The organism is Lactococcus sp. NH2-7C, assembly GCF_029953655.1.
Classification (GTDB): Bacteria; Bacillota; Bacilli; order Lactobacillales; family Streptococcaceae; genus Lactococcus; species Lactococcus lactis.
Window position 1 is genome coordinate 41,860 of the sequence record NZ_CP124538.1, and the last position, 17,827, is coordinate 59,686.

Annotated in this window: 16 protein-coding genes and 1 riboswitch; of the genes, 13 read left to right on the forward strand and 3 right to left on the reverse strand. The window is 34.3% G+C overall.

What is annotated here, in order from left to right; translation table 11 throughout:
* Nucleotides 1-12: 12 nt before the first annotated feature.
* Nucleotides 13-663 (reverse strand): ComF family protein, encoded by a 651-nt coding sequence (locus tag QJV49_RS13215; protein WP_370632034.1) that lies wholly within the window; start codon nt 661-663, stop codon nt 13-15.
* Nucleotides 660-1,982, reverse strand: coding sequence for a DEAD/DEAH box helicase (locus tag QJV49_RS00265; RefSeq protein ID WP_225511284.1), 1,323 nt, complete (start codon nt 1,980-1,982; stop codon nt 660-662). Before QJV49_RS00265 ends, QJV49_RS13215 begins: the two co-directional genes overlap by 4 nt.
* Before the next feature lie 56 nt (nt 1,983-2,038).
* Here QJV49_RS00265 and QJV49_RS00270 point away from each other — a divergent pair, with 56 nt between their 5' ends.
* The 8 genes from QJV49_RS00270 (at nt 2,039) to QJV49_RS00305 (ending at nt 10,262) form a co-directional block, all read left to right on the forward strand.
* On the forward strand, nt 2,039-2,668 hold the full coding sequence (locus QJV49_RS00270) for a YigZ family protein (protein ID WP_225511285.1): 630 nt from the start codon (nt 2,039-2,041) through the stop codon (nt 2,666-2,668).
* 134 nt (nt 2,669-2,802) lie between these two features.
* On the forward strand, nt 2,803-3,300 hold the full coding sequence (locus QJV49_RS00275; protein ID WP_225511286.1) for a VanZ family protein: 498 nt from the start codon (nt 2,803-2,805) through the stop codon (nt 3,298-3,300).
* Nucleotides 3,301-3,347: 47 nt separating this feature from the next.
* Nucleotides 3,348-4,367: a DUF475 domain-containing protein gene (locus QJV49_RS00280; protein WP_225511287.1), complete on the forward strand. Its 1,020-nt coding sequence runs from the start codon at nt 3,348-3,350 to the stop codon at nt 4,365-4,367.
* Nucleotides 4,368-4,481: 114 nt separating this feature from the next.
* A complete protein-coding gene (locus QJV49_RS00285; RefSeq protein ID WP_225511288.1) occupies nt 4,482-5,228 on the forward strand; it encodes a bifunctional metallophosphatase/5'-nucleotidase in 747 nt (248 codons plus the stop codon).
* Between the two features lie 284 nt (nt 5,229-5,512).
* Nucleotides 5,513-6,466 (forward strand): glycine--tRNA ligase subunit alpha, encoded by a 954-nt coding sequence (gene glyQ / locus QJV49_RS00290; protein ID WP_003130667.1) that lies wholly within the window; start codon nt 5,513-5,515, stop codon nt 6,464-6,466.
* On the forward strand, nt 6,466-8,487 hold the full coding sequence (gene glyS / locus QJV49_RS00295; protein ID WP_225511289.1) for a glycine--tRNA ligase subunit beta: 2,022 nt from the start codon (nt 6,466-6,468) through the stop codon (nt 8,485-8,487). Before glyQ ends, glyS begins: the two co-directional genes overlap by 1 nt.
* 110 nt (nt 8,488-8,597) lie before the next feature.
* Nucleotides 8,598-8,840, forward strand: coding sequence for a DUF896 domain-containing protein (locus QJV49_RS00300; RefSeq protein ID WP_225511290.1), 243 nt, complete (start codon nt 8,598-8,600; stop codon nt 8,838-8,840).
* A gap of 44 nt (nt 8,841-8,884) precedes the next feature.
* Nucleotides 8,885-8,959, forward strand: a riboswitch (Fluoride riboswitch).
* A 91-nt stretch (nt 8,960-9,050) separates the two neighbouring features.
* Nucleotides 9,051-10,262, forward strand: coding sequence for a voltage-gated chloride channel family protein (locus QJV49_RS00305; protein ID WP_225511291.1), 1,212 nt, complete (start codon nt 9,051-9,053; stop codon nt 10,260-10,262).
* Nucleotides 10,263-10,284: 22 nt separating this feature from the next.
* Here the strand turns inward: QJV49_RS00305 and QJV49_RS00310 are convergent, their stop codons facing one another.
* On the reverse strand, nt 10,285-10,872 hold the full coding sequence (locus QJV49_RS00310) for a nicotinate-nucleotide adenylyltransferase (protein ID WP_225511292.1): 588 nt from the start codon (nt 10,870-10,872) through the stop codon (nt 10,285-10,287).
* Between the two features lie 530 nt (nt 10,873-11,402).
* Between QJV49_RS00310 and QJV49_RS00315 the strand changes: the two genes are divergently transcribed.
* The 5 genes from QJV49_RS00315 to QJV49_RS00335 all read left to right on the forward strand — a co-directional run bounded on the left by QJV49_RS00315 (nt 11,403) and on the right by QJV49_RS00335 (nt 17,759).
* Nucleotides 11,403-12,875: a nicotinate phosphoribosyltransferase gene (locus tag QJV49_RS00315; RefSeq protein WP_225511526.1), complete on the forward strand. Its 1,473-nt coding sequence runs from the start codon at nt 11,403-11,405 to the stop codon at nt 12,873-12,875.
* Entirely contained in the window at nt 12,872-13,360 is a 489-nt protein-coding gene (locus QJV49_RS00320) for a GNAT family N-acetyltransferase (RefSeq protein ID WP_010905757.1), read from the forward strand. Before QJV49_RS00315 ends, QJV49_RS00320 begins: the two co-directional genes overlap by 4 nt.
* A gap of 60 nt (nt 13,361-13,420) precedes the next feature.
* Entirely contained in the window at nt 13,421-14,245 is an 825-nt protein-coding gene (gene nadE / locus QJV49_RS00325) for an ammonia-dependent NAD(+) synthetase (RefSeq protein ID WP_023189334.1), read from the forward strand.
* Nucleotides 14,246-14,372: 127 nt separating this feature from the next.
* Entirely contained in the window at nt 14,373-15,074 is a 702-nt protein-coding gene (locus QJV49_RS00330) for an ABC transporter ATP-binding protein (protein ID WP_010905758.1), read from the forward strand.
* A gap of 3 nt (nt 15,075-15,077) precedes the next feature.
* Nucleotides 15,078-17,759 carry an FtsX-like permease family protein gene (locus QJV49_RS00335; protein ID WP_225511293.1) on the forward strand — a complete coding sequence of 894 codons (2,682 nt, stop codon included), beginning with the start codon at nt 15,078-15,080 and terminating at the stop codon, nt 17,757-17,759.
* The last annotated feature ends 68 nt before the right edge of the window (nt 17,760-17,827 follow it).

Consider the following 17,827-nt stretch of genomic DNA (forward strand, 5'->3'; position numbering starts at 1 on the left):
TTGATTTAATGATTAACGGCAGAGAGAAAAGCTCCTTATTTCATGAACACCAGCTTCTTTTAGAATTTGTGATGCGTGATATAAGGTGGTACCTGTTGTATAAATATCGTCAATTAATATAACTTTTGTAGGGACTTTTAGCCCTTTTTTTAATCGAAAAGGATTTGGACTTTCCAATCGTTCTTTTCGATTAAGGCTAGATTGTTTGACCGAATTCTCTTTTTCAAGAAGTTCAATAAAATTCTCTTGTTGAAGAAAAGCAGTCACTTGATTGAAACCACGTTCCTCTAATCTTTTTGGTGAAATAGGAATCGGAACCAAAGAGGATTTTGGGGAAATGTTTTTAAAATAGGTTTCAAAAATTTGGTATAATCGATAATCTCCCACAAATTTGTACCGACTAAAATAATCTTTCATTGCTTGATTGTAGTGAAAGATTGCCTGATGTCTAATTCTGTATCCTCTTTTTTCCCACTTTTGACAATCAGTACATATCTCATGGATATTTGGCTTACAGCAGCGAGGACAGTGAATTTCAGGAATCTTTTCAAAATTTTTTTGACATTTGTGGCATAAAAGATTTTGAGGAATTTTGAGTAGGAAAAGTTCACTAAATAGAAAGTTTTGAGCAATATTTCTTGAACAAAGCAAACACTTTATCATGAAAAACCTCCAAGTTGATTCATTTTTTTGATTTCTCTAACTGCCTGACACATTGCTTTTGATTTTCCGTAATGAAAAAAACTAACCAAGCCTATTGGACGCTCAGGACTACGACCAACACGTCCAGCCATTTGTATTAGTGCAGATTTAGTGAAGTTTGGGTGCTCACTATTGATGACAAAAACATCAACATTTGGAAAAGTTACCCCACGTTCAAGAATTGAAGTCGCTATTAAAATAGTGATTTCCTTCTTTCTAAAGGCTTTGACAATTTCCAATCTGTTATTTGTTGTTGAGGCAACGAAAGCAATTTTTTCTTTAGGAAATTTTAGTTGTAGTTGTTTTGCAAATTCTTGTCCAGATTCAATTTCAGCAGCAAAAATTAGAAGTGGAAAGCCACTATTTCTTTGCTCAATTAATTTCTTATCAAATTTATTTTTCCAAAAAAATTTAGGCATCACTAAAGGAAAATTGTGAAAACGACGCGGGAGAAACAAAGGATAAAGTTTTTGGTTCTTTATATCTTTTTCAAGTTTGTCAGTAGAAGTTGCGGTTAAATATATTAAATTTCCTTCCATTTTTCTTGCTTTTTCTGCCGCAAAATAAAGCATTTCATTATCTTTAAAGGGAAATGCATCTACCTCATCAATAATCAGTAAATCAAAAGCTTCCCTGAAGCGTAAAAGCTGATGACTGGTCATTATTATTAATGGAGCTCTGAAATAGCTATCTCCATCATGATATAGTAGTGGAATCTTACAGGAAAAATCACGTGATAATCGCTGATGAAGTTCAAGGCAAACATCAATTCTTGGACTAGCTAGACCAACAATTCCACCATTTTCTAAAATTTGCTCAATAACTTGATAAATTATTTCAGTTTTTCCAGCTCCAGTCACAGCTTGGACAATTATTTGCCGATGAGAATTAATTTTCTGACAGAGGGCGCTTGAAATTGATTTTTGGTTCTCTGTCAGTTTTCCAGACCAGTTTATATATGATCTCTTTGGAAAATTCTTTTGGGGCAGAAAGTACAAGAATTCATCGGAACGGACTCGACCCAACTGAATACAGCTTGGACAGTAAAACGCATCAATTGGAAGTTTGACAGAATTTTTTATATGAACAGTCCCACAGCGATTGCATTTTATTTTATTGGAAGTAATTGAAGTCATCCCCAAAATTGAATTCACCTTCGCTTCTATCAAAAAATTGCTAAAAATTTTACTGACAGAAATCTTGTCAGTACTTTTTATAAGTTGTAAAATATCATTTTTTAATAATAAACGACCAAATAACTTTTCTTGATTAGTGCTCATACTATTCTATACGAAAATGCTGTTAAAATGTAACAAAATTTGTTAAAATCAGTAGCATGACTATCACTATAAAAACTGATTTTATCAATGAAGAGGAAATCAAAAAATCACGATTTATTTGCCATTTGAAAAGAATTTCATCTGAAGAAGAAGCGCGTGATTTTATTGCGAAAATCAAAAAAGAACACTGGAAAGCCAATCATAATTGTTTCGCCTATACATTTGGTGACCGTCAAGAAATTCAACGAACAAGTGATGATGGAGAGCCGTCAGGGACTGCCGGTGTTCCGATGCTTGAAATTTTAAAGAAAAAAGAAATTATCAATGTTTGTGCCGTTGTTACTCGTTATTTTGGTGGAATAAAATTAGGTGCTGGTGGTTTAATTCGTGCTTATGCGGGCAGTGTAAATCATGCCATCGAAGCTGTTGGTTTAGTTGAATTTATCAACCAACGTGAGCTTATTTTAAATCTTGATTATAGCCTCTATGACAGCTTACAGCGATTTTTAATTGACCAAAAAATCAAAATTTCGGATAGTGAGTTTTTATCAGATATCAAAGTAAAATGTTTTATTGATGAAGAAAAGATTGACGAAGTCATGAATTTACTGACAGAAACTTTTAATGGAAAAATAAGCATGAAAAAAGGGGACAGTCAACAAGTAGAAGTTGAAGTCCTGTCATAAAATATTAATCGTAAAAAGGGAGAATTCCCTTTTTATTTATATCATAACTGATAAACATTTCTGTTTAAGTTAAATCAGTTAAAATATTAAAAAGAACAGCAATCGAAAACCTATTTTCTTAAGAAAGGAGAAAAATGACAAAAAAATTAGCACAACTTTTATTTTTCATTTATATATTGGGATTGATTTGGCTGGTATTATTTAAACTTTCTTTTCAGCCACTTGCTTTTCTTGAAATGACAAATACAAGAAGTCTTAATCTGACACCTTTAGCCATGTCCGGCGGTCGTCGCGAGGTTTTATTTAATATTCTAGCTTTTATTCCTTTTGGTATTTTATTGACTATGAATGCACCAAAAATCTCCTTTTTAAATAAATGGGCAATTTCCATTTTATTAAGTTTTTCATTTGAAAGTCTACAATATCTTCTTGCCATTGGCGCAACGGATATTACTGACCTCATCACTAACTCACTTGGAGCCTTACTTGGAATAAGTTTCTATTATTTACTCATAAAAGTCTTTTCAAAAGCAAAAGTGGACCTTGTTTTGACAATTTCATTTACGATTTTGCTCATTTTTACGATAATCTTTATCAGGCAAAGCATAGTTCTAGGCACAGTGAGAGTGTAAAAAGTATGTTAGAATAGATGAGAAGATTATTTTAGAAGAGGAGACCTATGAAAATATTCAGAGGCTCATTTATTGTTAGTTTAATTGCCCTAATTATCGCATTTATTTATGCCGGGTGGAATGGACTTTTTATTACGCTTATTCTTGCTGTTCTAGAAATTTCCTTATCTATGGATAACGCTATTGTGAATGCACGTATTCTCGAACGAATGAGTTCTGCATGGCAAAAAGCTTTCTTAACTTTAGGAGTTTTGATTGCCGTTCTTGGAATGCGTTTGATTTTTCCACTCTTGATTGTTGGAGTGTCAGCTCAAATTGACCCTATCAGTGCATTAAAATTAGCTTTAGAAAAAGGAAATCCCAATACAGTAGGAACCTATGGTTATATTTTGCATCATGCTCATCCACAAATCGCAGCTTTCGGTGGAATGTTTCTATTGATGCTAGCCTTAGGATTTTTCTTTGATGAACGGGCACATACTTGGCTTAAAATACCAGAGAAAATCCTTCAAAAAATTGGAAATTTTCCGGCAGCAAATGCAATTATTTCCATTATTTTGCTTTTAATCACATCGGAATTTATTGCTAAAGATGCTCACGCTGTTTTATTTGCTGGAATTCTAGGAATCCTAACTTTCAAGCTTGTTGACGGTTTTGGAGAAACGATGAGTCATAGCAAAGTTGCGAGCACAACAAGTAGTGTGGTTGCGACTGGTAAGGCCGGACTTGCTTTATTCTTATATTTGGAAGTAATAGATGCTTCATTTAGTTTTGATGGGGTAATAGGTGCCTTTGCAATTACAGCAGACCCGATTATTATTCTTTTAGGATTAGGTGTGATTGGAGCGATGTTTGTAAGAAGTCTTACGCTTTATCTTGTTCAAAAAGGAACATTGAATGACCTTGTATATCTTGAACACGGAGCACATTGGGCCATTCTCACGCTTGCATTTTTAATTTTAGCAAGTATCAAATGGGAGATTGGTGAGGTTGTTACAGGACTTTTAGGAGCTATATTCATTATTCTTTCATTTATTTCGAGTGTGATTTATAATCGAAATCATTAAATAGATGACGCAAGTCATCTTTTTATTTTTAGAAAAAAGTTTAAAACACAATATATTGTGTTTTTTGTGATAAAATATAGATATTAAATACTATATATAGGTTTGGTTGTGATAATGAAACTTAGCATTCTACATATAAATAATACTCATCTCACACTTGATAAGGATTTTTCTTTAATTAATAAAATCAAAGAAAAGAATAAAAAAAGAGTCATAGAAACTTTAGTTTTGGGAGATGGAAATAGCATTTTTAATAACATTGAGCACAAAAATGATGAGCAAGACCTTCTAAATACCATTCCTTTTGATGCGACGACATTGGGAAGTCATCAATTTGATGAGGGTTCAAAAGGAATAGTGGAAAATCTAAATAAAATAAATTTTCCAATTTTAGCCGCTAATGTTAATTTTGAGAATGATAAACTTTTAAATCCTTTAGTAAAAGAAGGAAAATTTGTTCCTTATCTCCTTAAAAATACGGCATCAGGTAAGAAAATAGGAATATTTGGTTTGACAACAATGGATATTGTTTATCGCTCACATCCGAGTGCGGAGACTATCTTTTCTAACCCTTTTGATAAGGCAGATTTCATAGTTAAAAGATTAAAGAACCTTGAAGTTGATGTCATTATTTTATTAAGTCAACTTGGAGAAGAAATGAACCAGATGTTAGCTCAACAGCTTTTGGGAATTGATATCATTATCGATAAACCTGTCCTTTCGTCAGAAAAAAAAGTTGAAAAGTGGGGAAATACACTCATTATTCAATCTGAAATTGATAACTATTCTCTTATAGAATCAGAAATCAACATTGATGATGAAGGCAATTTACTTTTTATTCAAGAAAATAATTATGTTTGAATATGATAGATAAACCAGAAAATTGATACCAAATAAGACAGAAGTAAGGTCATCAGTTTATTTTGCCTTGACAAAATGGGAAAATAGAGCTAGAATTTATAGGTAGCGACTCGAAGACAGTGAAAGTTCGAGAACAATAATGGCTTAACTTAAAACTGTAATAAACACAAATAAAGTAAAAAATAAAGGTGGAACCGTGCATTTGCACCCTTTGTCTCTTTTCGGATTTTTTCGAGGATTGATGAGTGTGTGAATTGCGGTTTTTTGAATTTCGGAGGAAAATAATGGCAAATAAAAAACTAGCATTTCAAGATATTATCTTGACCCTACAAGGCTTTTGGTCTAAACAGGGGGCAAATTTGATGCAAGCTTATGATAATGAAGTAGGAGCAGGAACAATGAGCCCTTACACTTTCTTGCGTTCAAACGGACCTGAACCTTGGGGAGCTGCTTATGTGCAACCTTCACGTCGTCCTGCAGACGGTCGTTATGGTGAAAACCCAAATCGTTTGTTCCAACACCACCAGTTCCAAGTTGTATTAAAACCATCTCCAAAAAATATCCAGGAACTTTATCTTCAAAGTTTAGCTGAACTTGGAATTGATGCTTTAGAACATGATATCCGTTTTGTTGAAGATAACTGGGAAAATCCTTCAATGGGATGTGCTGGTATTGGATGGGAAGTTTGGATTGATGGGCAAGAATGTACTCAATTTACTTATTTCCAACAAGTCGGAGGAATTGAAGTTGATTCCGTAACTTCAGAAATCACTTATGGTTTAGAACGTATTGCGACAGTTATTCAAGAGGTTGATTCTGTTTATGACCTTGAATGGGGGAATGGCGTAGCTTACGGAGATATTTTCAAAGAACCTGAATACGAACATTCTAAATTTGCCTTTGAAGAATCAAACCAAGAGCTTTTACTTAAACTTTTTGGAGAATATGAACAAGAAGCGCTTGATTTATTAGATAAAGGCTTGGTTCACCCAGCTTATGATTATATTTTAAAATCTTCACATACCTTCAATTTACTTGATGCACGTGGAGCAGTTTCTGTAACTGAGCGTGCAGGCTATATGCATCGCGTTCGTACAATGGCACGTAAGGTAGCAAAAACTTTCATTGAAGAACGTGCAAAACTTGGTTTCCCGCTCTTAAAAGATGAAGCGTTGCGTGAAAAATACCTTGGTAAAAAAGGAAAATATACTAAGATTGTAGAAGGAGAAGAAAAATAATGACAAATTACTTACTTGAAATTGGTTTGGAAGAAATTCCAGCACATTTGGTGACTCCTTCAATCAATCAATTAGCCGAAAGAATGGAAACTTTTCTTAAAGAAAATCGTTTAGAATTTGATAAAATTATTAAATTTTCAACTCCACGTCGTTTAGCAATTATTGTTGAAGGTTTGGCAGAAGCGTCAGAAGCGATTGATGAAGAAGTTAAAGGTCCATCTGCTAAAATTGCTAAAGATGCGCAAGGGAATTGGTCAAAAGCGATTCAAGGTTTCTCAAGAGGACAAGGAGCTACTCCAGATGATTTAATCCTTAAGGGTGATTATTATTATGCTAAAAAACATATTGACGGAGTAAAAGCAGAAGAAATTCTGTCTAAAGTTGGCGATGAAGTCATCGCAAAAATGACTTTCTCAACTTATATGAAATGGGGAAATAATGATTTTCTTTTTGTTCGTCCGATTCAATGGATTGTTTCACTTCTAGAAGATAAAGTTGTTGCTTTTGATTTATTAGATGTAACTGCAAATCGTTTTTCACGAGGCCACCGTTTCTTGGCAAATGTTGAGGTTGAACTCAAAAATGCCAACGATTATGCTAGCAAAATGCCAGAAAACTTTGTTTTAGTTGATGCTGAACATCGTAAAGCAGAAATTTCTGCTCAAATTTTAGCTCTTGCGTCTGAAAACAAATGGCAAGTTACTTTGCATAAAGATTTATTAGAAGAAGTAAATAATATTGTTGAATATCCAACTGCCTTTGTTGGTTCATTTGATCCCAAGTATCTTTCTGTTCCAGCAGAAGTTTTAGTAACATCAATGCGTGATAATCAACGTTATTTTGAAGTTTATAACCAAGAAGGTCAACTCGCACCAAACTTTATCTCTGTCCGTAATGGGAACGCTGAAAATATTGAAAACGTAGTGCTTGGAAATGAAAAAGTTTTGGTTGCTCGTCTTGAAGATGCAGAGTTTTTCTGGAAAGAAGACCAAAAACTTAAAATTGAAGATTTGGTCGCTAAACTTGCTAAAGTAACTTTCCATGCTAAAATTGGTTCAATTACTGAACACATGGCACGAACAAAAGAAATAGCCGCTAAATTATCTGATATTGCTGGTTTGACAGATGAAGAAAACAGAGATGTTGCCCGTAGTGCTGAAATTTATAAATTTGACCTTTTGACAGGAATGGTCGGAGAATTTGATGAATTGCAAGGGGTAATGGGTGAAAAATATGCGCTTTTAGCTGGTGAAAATGCAAATGTTTCTGCAGCAATTCGTGAACATTATATGCCAACTTCAGCCGAGGGAGAATTGCCTGAAACAAAAGTTGGTTCTGTGCTTGCAGCAGCTGATAAAATTGATTCAGTCCTCTCTTTCTTTAATGTTGGTTTAATTCCTTCTGGTTCAAATGACCCTTATGCCTTACGTCGAGCAGTACAGGGCTTGATTCGTATTATTGAAAAAATGAATTGGCATTTCGATTTCTCTTTATTTATCGACCAATTTGAAGGTGAAAATCATCTTGAAATTTTGGAATTTGTTAAAGCACGTATTCAAAAGCTCTTGCTTGAAAAACTCGATCGTCATGATATTGTTGAAGCGGTAATTAATAGTTCAAGCTTTGATATTACAAACATGATGGAATCGGCTTTTGTCATTGATGGGCACAAACTTCACGAACCTTTTAAACCAGCAATTGAAAATGTTTCACGTTCAATTAATTTGGTTAAAAAAGCAAAAGATATTAAAGAAATAAATCCAACACTTTTTGAAGAAGATGCAGAAGAAGCTCTTTATAACGTTGTTATTTCTCTTCAAAATCAATGGACTTATATGCCTGATGAAGAAAAATTCAGAGCAATTGTTCATTCACTTGCACCTGCAATTGAAACTTTCTTTGAAAGTGTAATGGTAATGGCTGAAGATTTATCAGTTCGTGATAATCGTATTGCGTTGTTGTCAGAAGTTGTTGCATTAACAAGCGTTATGGCTGATTTTTCTTTGATTAATACAAAATAAAATTGATAAATTTACTGACAGAAAGTTTATTTATGACTTTAAAAAGCTGTCAGTAAACTTTGAGTTCTGTCAGTAATTTTAAAAATATTTACGAAGAAAGGAACTAAGAAATGGCAATTACAAATGAACAAGTAGAACGCATTAATGAATTGGCACGTAAGAAAAAAACCGAAGGATTATCAGAAGCTGAGCTTGAAGAACAAGCCCTTTTACGTCGTGCTTACCTCGATAGTGTTAAAGCAAATTTCCGCTCACAAGTTGAAACCATCAAAGTTATCGATGAAAAAACAGGAGAAGATGTTACTCCGGATAAACTTAAAGAAATTCAACGTAAGAATGGGATGCGTGACTGAGCTTTTTCTTGCAAATATTTCATAAAATGTTAAAATAAATATTAATAAATGATGGGTATGGTGCACACCCGAAACCGCTTTAAGAATAAAATCTTAAAACTAATGGCGCCTACAAACAAAAGGCTATCTCCAAGTAGTCTTGTTTGTAGCGCCTTTTGTTTTGCAAAATATTATAAGGTGAGTTAAACTCACAAACAAGGAGTTTCAAAAATGAATTTTTTTAAAGTAGGAATTTCAAGAAGCGCAATTTTATATGTCTTCTTAGCTGTAATTATTGGGGGATTAATTGGTATTGTTGATGCTATATTTGGTCGAGGTCTTATCTATATTACTGAATTTAGAGACAGTCATGCCCTATATTTAATTCCATTTTTAACCTTAGCCGGTCTCTTAATCGTTTATATTTATAAGAATTTTGGTAAAGACAGCCAAAAAGGAATGGGCCTAATTTTTGAAGCGGGGAATCATGGGCGAGAAGATATTCCAAAGCGTCTTGTTCCGTTGATTGTTTTCTCGACTTGGCTTTCTCATTTATTTGGTGCTAGTGTTGGTCGTGAAGGAGTTGCAGTTCAAATCGGTGGTGTGATTGGACATGCGATTGGTAAAAAACTCTCAGCAAAAGAGGCTAAAAAAATTCTTTTGATTACTGGTATGGCTGCTGGTTTTGCAGGGCTCTTTCAAACGCCAATCGCGGCAACTTTCTTTGCTATTGAAATTTTAATGTTGGGTAAAATTGAGTATAGAGCTTTAATCCCAGCTTTGGTTGGTTCATATGTTGCAAGTTGGACTTCAAGCAGTTTGGGATTAGAAAAATTTTCTTTCGCAATCAATACTAACATTCATATTGACCCTTTGGTTCTATTAAAATTGGCTGTCATTGCCGTTTGTTTTGGACTTGTAGGAAGATTTTTTGCGGAATCTTTAGCTTTTATGAAAGCAACCGTTGCTAAAAGAATTGTTAATCCTTATTATAGAATTATTTTGATGGGAATTGTCATCTCAATTGGCTTACTTGTTATTCATTTGGACCGTTATGCTGGTCTTGGGACAAATTTGATTTCTTTAAGTTTTAATGGTGGACATATCAATGGATATGATTGGATATTAAAATTAATCTTTACGCTTTTATCAATTTCTGCTGGATTCCAAGGTGGGGAAGTCACACCACTCTTTGCTATTGGTTCAACATTGGGTGCAGCTTTGGCTATGCTCTTTGGTTTACCTGTCGAATTTGTGGCTGCTGCGGGTTATGTTTCAATTTTTTCAGCCGCAACAAACTCTTATTTTGGCCCAATTTTTATTGCTGCGGAGGTCTTTGGTTTCGGTTCGGTTCAATATATCCTACCAATTATGACAATTGCCTATGTTTTGAATGGGAATTCATCCATCTATGCGCAAGAAGTTCTAAATTTGGAAGTTTAAATAAAAAGATGACCTCTCTGGGTCATCTTTTTTTATATAATTTTTCAGTTTTAATGTAATCAATAACGCTTTGAGGTAAGAAGTAAGTGGGTTCAATATTTTTGGCAAACATTTCCCTTAGCATTGTACTAGAAATTGGTAACAAGGGAGCATCAAGCCAAGTAACAGGATAAGGACTTTTGGAGATTGTATCCGTTCTTCTTAAGGCAATGAATGTCACAAGTTTTAGGAGTTCATCAATTTTGTACCATTTGGGAAGATATTCCACCATGTCGCTACCAATAATAAAATAATAATCGGTATCGGGATTAGCTTCGGTCAGGAGTTTGAGCGTGTCATAACTGTAAGATTTTCCACCACGTTCAATTTCAATCAACTCAAGACCGAGTCTAGGATTTTCTTTGATTGCTAACTCAAGCATTTTAACTCGATGTTTTGCAGAAATGGTTTCTTTTTCATCGACATGAGGTGGAATATTTTCAGGCATTAGTAATACCTTATCCAAATTCATTTGTTGGGCAACTTGGTCAGCCATCATTAAATGTGCATGATGAATTGGATTAAAATTTCCTCCTAATAGACCTACTTTTTTTCTATTCCCTTTATTCATAAGGGGGCTTTCTCCTTAATTATTTAATATACCAATCTTTTGAATTAGTTATTTTATATTGTACCATAGCTTATCGTAATCCATAAGACTAAAGAAAAACTCCTCAAGGGAGTTCTTTGATTTAAGATTCTATTTGAACAATGTATCTACTGTTAATATAGTGCTCGACATTATCTTCGTCAATTACAAGGCAGTTTCCATTGCTATAACCTTTCTTGAAATGTAAGGCAGAGACGACACTTCCGTCTATTAAGTGGATCTTTACACTATCATTTTGTTTAAGTAGTTTCTTTAGATAACTAATCATAATCCTCTCCTTTCTCCATTACTTATATTGTAGTACAAAAAACATAAGTGGAGCAAAAAATTGACTAGTTTTATATAAAATACATGGCGAAATTTAAATTATAATTTATTGTATAATTATAAAGGGTTCCCAGTACAAATTTAGGGTAAAATTTGATAAAATAAAGATTAGAATTGCGTTAAAATCGGTATGATTAGCGGAAGTGAATATGGGAGAAAAAATTATGCCACATCTATATCAAGACGACAGTCTTACATTACATACGGACTTATATCAAATTAATATGATGCAAACTTACTTTGAGCTTGGACGACATCAGCGTCAGGCGGTCTTTGAGGTTTTTTTCCGTGAGATGCCCTTTAAAAATGGATATGCTATTTTTGCTGGTTTAGAAAGAATGGTTGATTATTTAAAAAATCTTAAATTTTCGGAAACGGATATTGCCTACTTACGTGAATTAGATTATCCGGAAGATTTTCTAGATTATTTAAAAGAATTGCGTTTTACAGGAACAGTTAGAGCGATGCAAGAAGGACAACTCGCTTTTGCTAATGAACCTTTAGTGCAAGTTGAAGGTTCGCTTGCGGAATGTCAGTTGGTCGAAACAGCTATTCTTAATATTATAAATTTCCAAACTTTGATCGCTACCAAAGCTGCTCGTATCAAATCTGTAATTGGAGATGACCCTTTGTTGGAATTCGGGACAAGACGAGCTCAAGAAATGGATGCAGCCATTTGGGGAACACGCGCAGCAATCATTGGTGGCGCTGATGCGACATCAAATGTTCGTGCAGCTAAAATCTTTGGTTTGAAGGCTAGTGGAACACATGCTCATGCTTTAGTTCAATCTTATGGGAACGATTATGAGGCTTTTAAAGCATACGCACAGACACATAAAGATTGTGTTTTCCTTGTTGATACTTATGATACTTTAAGAGTTGGTGTTCCTTCAGCGATTAAAGTGGCGCGTGAATTTGGCGATAAAATTAATTTCCAAGGTGTACGAATTGATTCTGGAGATATGGCCTATATCTCGAAAAAAGTTCGTCAGCAACTTGATGAAGCAGGATTTACTGATGCAAAAATCTACGCTTCAAATGATTTAGATGAAAACACAATTTTAAGTTTAAAAATGCAAAAAGCAAAAATTGATGTTTGGGGAGTTGGAACTAAATTAATTACGGCTTATGATCAGCCAGCGCTTGGTGCAGTTTATAAATTAGTATCTATGGAAGATGAAAGTGGTCAAATGCAGGATACCATTAAACTTTCAAGTAATGCTGAAAAAGTTTCTACACCAGGTAAAAAACAAGTTTGGCGAATCACCAAAAAAGCAGATGGCAAATCAGAGGGGGATTATATTACATTTTCTGATGAACGTCCAGATGTAGCAGAAGAAATTTACATGTTCCACCCGCTTTATACCTACATCAATAAAAATGTGCGAGACTTCAATGCCAATCCACTTTTGAAAGATATTTTTGTGGACGGCGAATTGATTTATGAATTGCCAAGCTTGCAAGAAATTAAAGAATTTGCTCGTGAAAACCTTGAGGAACTTTGGGATGAATATAAACGTGATTTGAATCCTCAACCTTACCCAGTAGATTTGTCACAAGAATTATGGAATCATAAAATGCGCCTAATTTCACAGGTGCGTACAACAGTATCAATGACGAGATTGGATGATGAATGATGAGAATAAGACGAATAGACCTCTGTGATGCAAGACTTTTCTGGGATGTCCAAAAGCAATTGGATACAGAAAGTAAGTTCATGATGCTTGAACCAGAGGAGCGAAGATTTGATTTTAGCCGAACAATTGGTCGAATTTCACGTTTTGATTTTTTAGTTGGTGCTGATGTTGATGGAAAATTTGTTGGATTTCTGTCAGCCAAAAGAGGAAATGCTAATCGAATTAGAAATACGGCCTATGTTGTTGTAGGAATTATTGAAGAATTTCAACACCAAGGAATTGGTTCTCAACTTTTTGAGGAATTAGAAAGATGGGCAAAAGAAAAAGCAGTAAAACGCTTGGAATTAACGGTAATGATTAATAACTATGCTGCGATTGCCCTTTTTCAAAAACATGGATTCACAATAGAAGGCGTTCGCCGTGAGGCAGTGTGTGTTGATGGGAAATACATTGATGAATTCTATATGAGCAAAATTTTAGATTAAAAATAGTTAATGACAGAGCTGTCAGTAAAATATAGAAACTGTCAGTAAAAGGAAGATAAAATGACATTACAAGATGAAATTATTAAAGAACTTGGTGTGAAACCAGTCATTGATCCTAAAGAAGAAATTAGGGTGTCAGTTGATTTTTTGAAAGATTATCTAAAAAAATATCCTTTCATTAAGTCTTTTGTATTAGGGATTTCTGGTGGTCAAGATTCTAGTTTAGCAGGTCGTCTGGCTCAAATTGCTATCGAAGAAATGCGTCAAGAAACTGCTGATGAGACTTATAAATTTGTAGCAATTCGCCTGCCATATGGTGTTCAAGCTGATGAAGAAGATGCCCAACGTGCGCTTGCTTTCATTCAACCCGATGTCAGTTTGACAGTAAATATTAAAGCTGCTGTTGAAGGACAAGTGGCAGCCCTCAATGAAGCTGGAATTGAAGTATCAGATTTCAACAAGGGAAATATTAAGGCACGTCAACGTATGATTACTCAGTATGCTGTGGCTGGTCAATATCAAGGAGCGGTTCTTGGAACAGACCATGCAGCAGAAAATATTACTGGATTTTTCACAAAATTTGGTGATGGTGGAGCAGACTTGCTCCCACTTTTTCGCTTAAATAAACGCCAAGGAAAAGCACTCTTGGCTGAACTTGGCGCTGATCCAGCCATTTATGAGAAAGTTCCGACTGCAGATCTTGAAGAAGGAAAACCAGGACTTGCTGACGAGATTGCATTAGGTGTGACTTACAATGATATTGATGACTACACAGAAGGTAAAGTGATTTCTGAGGATGCTAAGGCTAAAATCGAAGCATGGTGGAATAAAACACAACATAAACGTCACTTACCAATTAGTGTTTTTGATGATTTTTGGAAATAAACAAAAAATTACTGACAGGATTTCTGTCAGTAATTTTTTTATTAAAAATGATGAGGACTTGAATAAGAAGTAAAATGTAATTATGATATAATTAACTAAAACGTTTACAACAAAAAGGAGGGATAAGATGACATTTATTGAAGTGATTAATGAGTCTAAAATCTATCAATCAGGACAAGAGAAGATTTATGCCAATGACCAAGTAAATTTTGAAATTGAAAAAGGAGAATTGGCTGTCATTTTAGGTTCCTCTGGGGCAGGTAAATCAACAGTCCTAAATATTTTAGGAGGAATGGATACAAATGATGAGGGAGAGGTTATTATTGATGAGGAAAAAATCTCTAATTTTTCAAATAAAGAATTGATTACTTACCGACGTTATGCTGTTGGTTTCGTTTTTCAATTTTATAATCTTGTCAATAATTTGACAGCATTAGAAAATGTCGAATTAGCTTCTGAGATTGTCGAAAATGCTCTGGACGCTAAAGAAGTGCTGAAAAGTGTTGGTCTGGAACATCGGCTTCATAATTTTCCTTCCCAACTTTCTGGTGGTGAGCAGCAAAGGGTAGCTATTGCGCGTGCCATAGCAAAAAATCCAAAAATCTTGCTCTGTGATGAGCCAACAGGTGCCTTGGATTATCATACAGGAAAACAGATACTGAAAATTCTCCAAGATATGGCCAGAAAAGAAGGAAAAACAGTTATTATTGTCACGCATAATGCTGCAATTGCTCCAATTGCCAACCGTGTTATTCAAATGCATGATGGAAAAATTAAACAAATTGATAATAATAGCCAACCAGAAGATATTGATAGAATTGAGTGGTAAGCTATGCGAAAAAAAACCTTAAATAAAGAAATTCGCAGGTCAATTACGGGTTCCTTAGGTCGCTTTCTTTCTATTTTTTCCTTGATGTTGTTAGGAACTTTTGCTTTTGTCGGACTAAAAGTTTCTGGACCTGATATGAGAAGAACAGCGGAAGATTTTTATGCTCAATACCATTTAGCAGATTTGACGCTAACTTCAACTTTGGGCTTGGATCATTCTGACCAGCAACTAATTAACGAAACCAAGGGCATAAAAAAAGCAGAATTTGGTTATTTTCAAGATTTGGTAATCAAAGGAAAAGAAAACAGTCTGCGTGTATTTTCTAAACCAGATAAATTATCAACTTATGAGTTAATAACAGGCAAGTTGCCTCAAAAGGATTCAGAAATTGCTTTAGATTATTTATATGATGGGCAATATAAAATAGGACAAACCATTGATTTTACTCCTCCCAAATCTAAGGATTCTGATTTAATAAAAAATCATTCCTTTAAAATTGTTGGTTTTGTGAAATCAAGTGAATATGTCGATAAAAGTGATTTTGGCTCAACAACAGTAGGAACGGGTAAACTTAACGGTTATGCGCTTGTGACCAAGGAAGCCTTTGATTCTGAGGTGTATATGATTGCTCGCCTATCCTATAAAAACTTACAAAATATTTCCATTTTTGATGGCAAGTACGATAGCCGTTTAAAAACAGAACAAAAAACCTTAGAAGATACTTTTAAGAATCAACCAGAAAAACGCTTGGCAGCACTGAAAACTGGCCCAGAAAAACAGATTAATGAAGCGAAAAGTCAAATAGTTGACAAAGAAAATCAGCTCACTCAACAAGAAAATCAATTAATCGCTCAAAAGAATCAAATTGGGGAAAATGCATCCGCTCAAGCGATTGAGCAAATCAATGCAGGGCAAAATCAAATTAATACTGGAAAAGAAAAGATTGCTAAAGCTAAAGCAGAGCTTGCTAAACAGGAAACAGACCTAAACCAGCTTGAAAAACCGACTTATCAAATTAATAATCGTAAAGAAGGAAATCCGGGCTACAAGACATTTTTAGATGACTCAACAAGAATTGACAGCCTTTCAAATATTTTTCCAGTGGTCCTTTTTGCGATTGCTTTATTAGTGAGTTTGACAACAATGACTCGTTTTGTGGAAGAAGAGCGAGGAAATCTTGGATTACTGAAGGCATTGGGATATTCAAACCGTGACATTCGTAAGAAATTTATGGTTTATGGATTAGTTTCTAGCGGTTTAGGAGCTTTAGTAGGAACAATTATTGGACATACCTTTTTGCCGATAGCGGTATTTAATGCTTACACAGCTTCATCTACCTTTAGCAATTTACGGTTAACATTCTCTCCTTTATGGACAATAGTTGCTTTTGCGATAGCTATTGCTTGTAGTCTTTTTCCAGCATATTGGGTTGTCCGAATGGAACTAAAAGAAGTACCAGCCAGTCTCTTTTTAGCAAAAGTACCAAAAGCAGGCTCACGGATTCTTTTAGAGAAAATTAATTTTATTTGGAAAAGAATGAGTTTTACTTATAAGGTGACGGCTCGAAATCTATTTCGCTATAAAAAGAGAATGTTAATGACTATCTTTGGTGTCGCTGGCTGTACCGCTTTACTTGTCATGGGATTTGGAATTCGTGATTCCATTTCTGGTTTATCAAATAAACAATTTGGTCAAATTTTGCACTATGACATGATTACTATTGAAAAAAATAAAGTAAATGACAAAGAAAAAGAAGAGATAGATAAAGAATTAGCCTCATCAGAAATTGAGAATTATTTGCCGATTGCCTTTGAAAATTTGACAAAAGAAGCCAGTGGCAAATTAGAGAAACAAGAGGTTAACTTAATTGCGACAAATCGTTCTGATGATTTATCAAAATACATTAGCTTAAAATCTCGTAAAAATAGTCAAAAAATTGAATTAAATAACTCTGGAGCAGTCCTTTCAGAAAAATTTGCTGAACTTTTAGACCTTAAAGTTGGTGATTCTCTGACACTAAAAGATAGTGAAAATCAGCCTCATAAGATAAAAGTAGCAGCAATTACTGAAATGTATATGGGCCATTATATTTTCATGAATCAATCGGTTTACCAAAAGGTTTTTAAAAAAGATTTTGTGGCAAATGCCCAATTGATTAAGTTGAAAAATGCGTCTACAAATAATATTCAAAAAATGTCAGCTCAATTTATGCAAGAAGACGGAATTCAAGCTGTTTCACAAAATAGTGACCTCAAAAAGGTGATTGAATCCTTTATGTATGGCATTAATAGTGTCATGATTGTTTTGATTACTTGTGCCATTTTACTTGCGATTGTTGTCATCTATAATTTAACAAATATCAATGTTTCCGAGAGAATTCGCGAATTAGCCACAATCAAAGTTTTAGGATTCTATGACCGTGAAGTCACACTTTATATTTATCGGGAAACGATTTTATTAAGCCTTTTAGGAATTCTGGTTGGTTTTGGTTTGGGGGATTATTTCCATCAGGTTATTATGAACCAATTGTCAGCTGACCAAATTATGTTTGCACCAGGGCTACTTTGGACAAATCTTTTATTGTCAGCAGCAATTACTTTTGCAACCACTCTTTTACTGGCTATTGTCGTTCATTTCAAACTAAAAGCCGTAGATATGCTCGGGGCTTTGAAATCAGTAGATTAATCATTAAAAATTTTACTGACAGCTTTTTAAGAAATAAAAAAATTACTGACAGAAATTTCATCAGTAAT

Excerpts from the sequence above, each read along its gene's own strand:
- QJV49_RS13215 (WP_370632034.1), bottom strand. The coding sequence starts at position 663 with ATGATAAAGTGTTTGCTTTGTTCAAGAAATATTGCTCAAAACTTTCTA.
- QJV49_RS00265 (WP_225511284.1), bottom strand. The coding sequence starts at position 1,982 with ATGAGCACTAATCAAGAAAAGTTATTTGGTCGTTTATTATTAAAAAAT.
- QJV49_RS00270 (WP_225511285.1), top strand. The coding sequence starts at position 2,039 with ATGACTATCACTATAAAAACTGATTTTATCAATGAAGAGGAAATCAAA.
- QJV49_RS00275 (WP_225511286.1), top strand. The coding sequence starts at position 2,803 with ATGACAAAAAAATTAGCACAACTTTTATTTTTCATTTATATATTGGGA.
- QJV49_RS00280 (WP_225511287.1), top strand. The coding sequence starts at position 3,348 with ATGAAAATATTCAGAGGCTCATTTATTGTTAGTTTAATTGCCCTAATT.
- QJV49_RS00285 (WP_225511288.1), top strand. The coding sequence starts at position 4,482 with ATGAAACTTAGCATTCTACATATAAATAATACTCATCTCACACTTGAT.
- glyQ (WP_003130667.1), top strand. The coding sequence starts at position 5,513 with ATGGCAAATAAAAAACTAGCATTTCAAGATATTATCTTGACCCTACAA.
- glyS (WP_225511289.1), top strand. The coding sequence starts at position 6,466 with ATGACAAATTACTTACTTGAAATTGGTTTGGAAGAAATTCCAGCACAT.
- QJV49_RS00300 (WP_225511290.1), top strand. The coding sequence starts at position 8,598 with ATGGCAATTACAAATGAACAAGTAGAACGCATTAATGAATTGGCACGT.
- QJV49_RS00305 (WP_225511291.1), top strand. The coding sequence starts at position 9,051 with ATGAATTTTTTTAAAGTAGGAATTTCAAGAAGCGCAATTTTATATGTC.
- QJV49_RS00310 (WP_225511292.1), bottom strand. The coding sequence starts at position 10,872 with ATGAATAAAGGGAATAGAAAAAAAGTAGGTCTATTAGGAGGAAATTTT.
- QJV49_RS00315 (WP_225511526.1), top strand. The coding sequence starts at position 11,403 with ATGCCACATCTATATCAAGACGACAGTCTTACATTACATACGGACTTA.
- QJV49_RS00320 (WP_010905757.1), top strand. The coding sequence starts at position 12,872 with ATGATGAGAATAAGACGAATAGACCTCTGTGATGCAAGACTTTTCTGG.
- nadE (WP_023189334.1), top strand. The coding sequence starts at position 13,421 with ATGACATTACAAGATGAAATTATTAAAGAACTTGGTGTGAAACCAGTC.
- QJV49_RS00330 (WP_010905758.1), top strand. The coding sequence starts at position 14,373 with ATGACATTTATTGAAGTGATTAATGAGTCTAAAATCTATCAATCAGGA.
- QJV49_RS00335 (WP_225511293.1), top strand. The coding sequence starts at position 15,078 with ATGCGAAAAAAAACCTTAAATAAAGAAATTCGCAGGTCAATTACGGGT.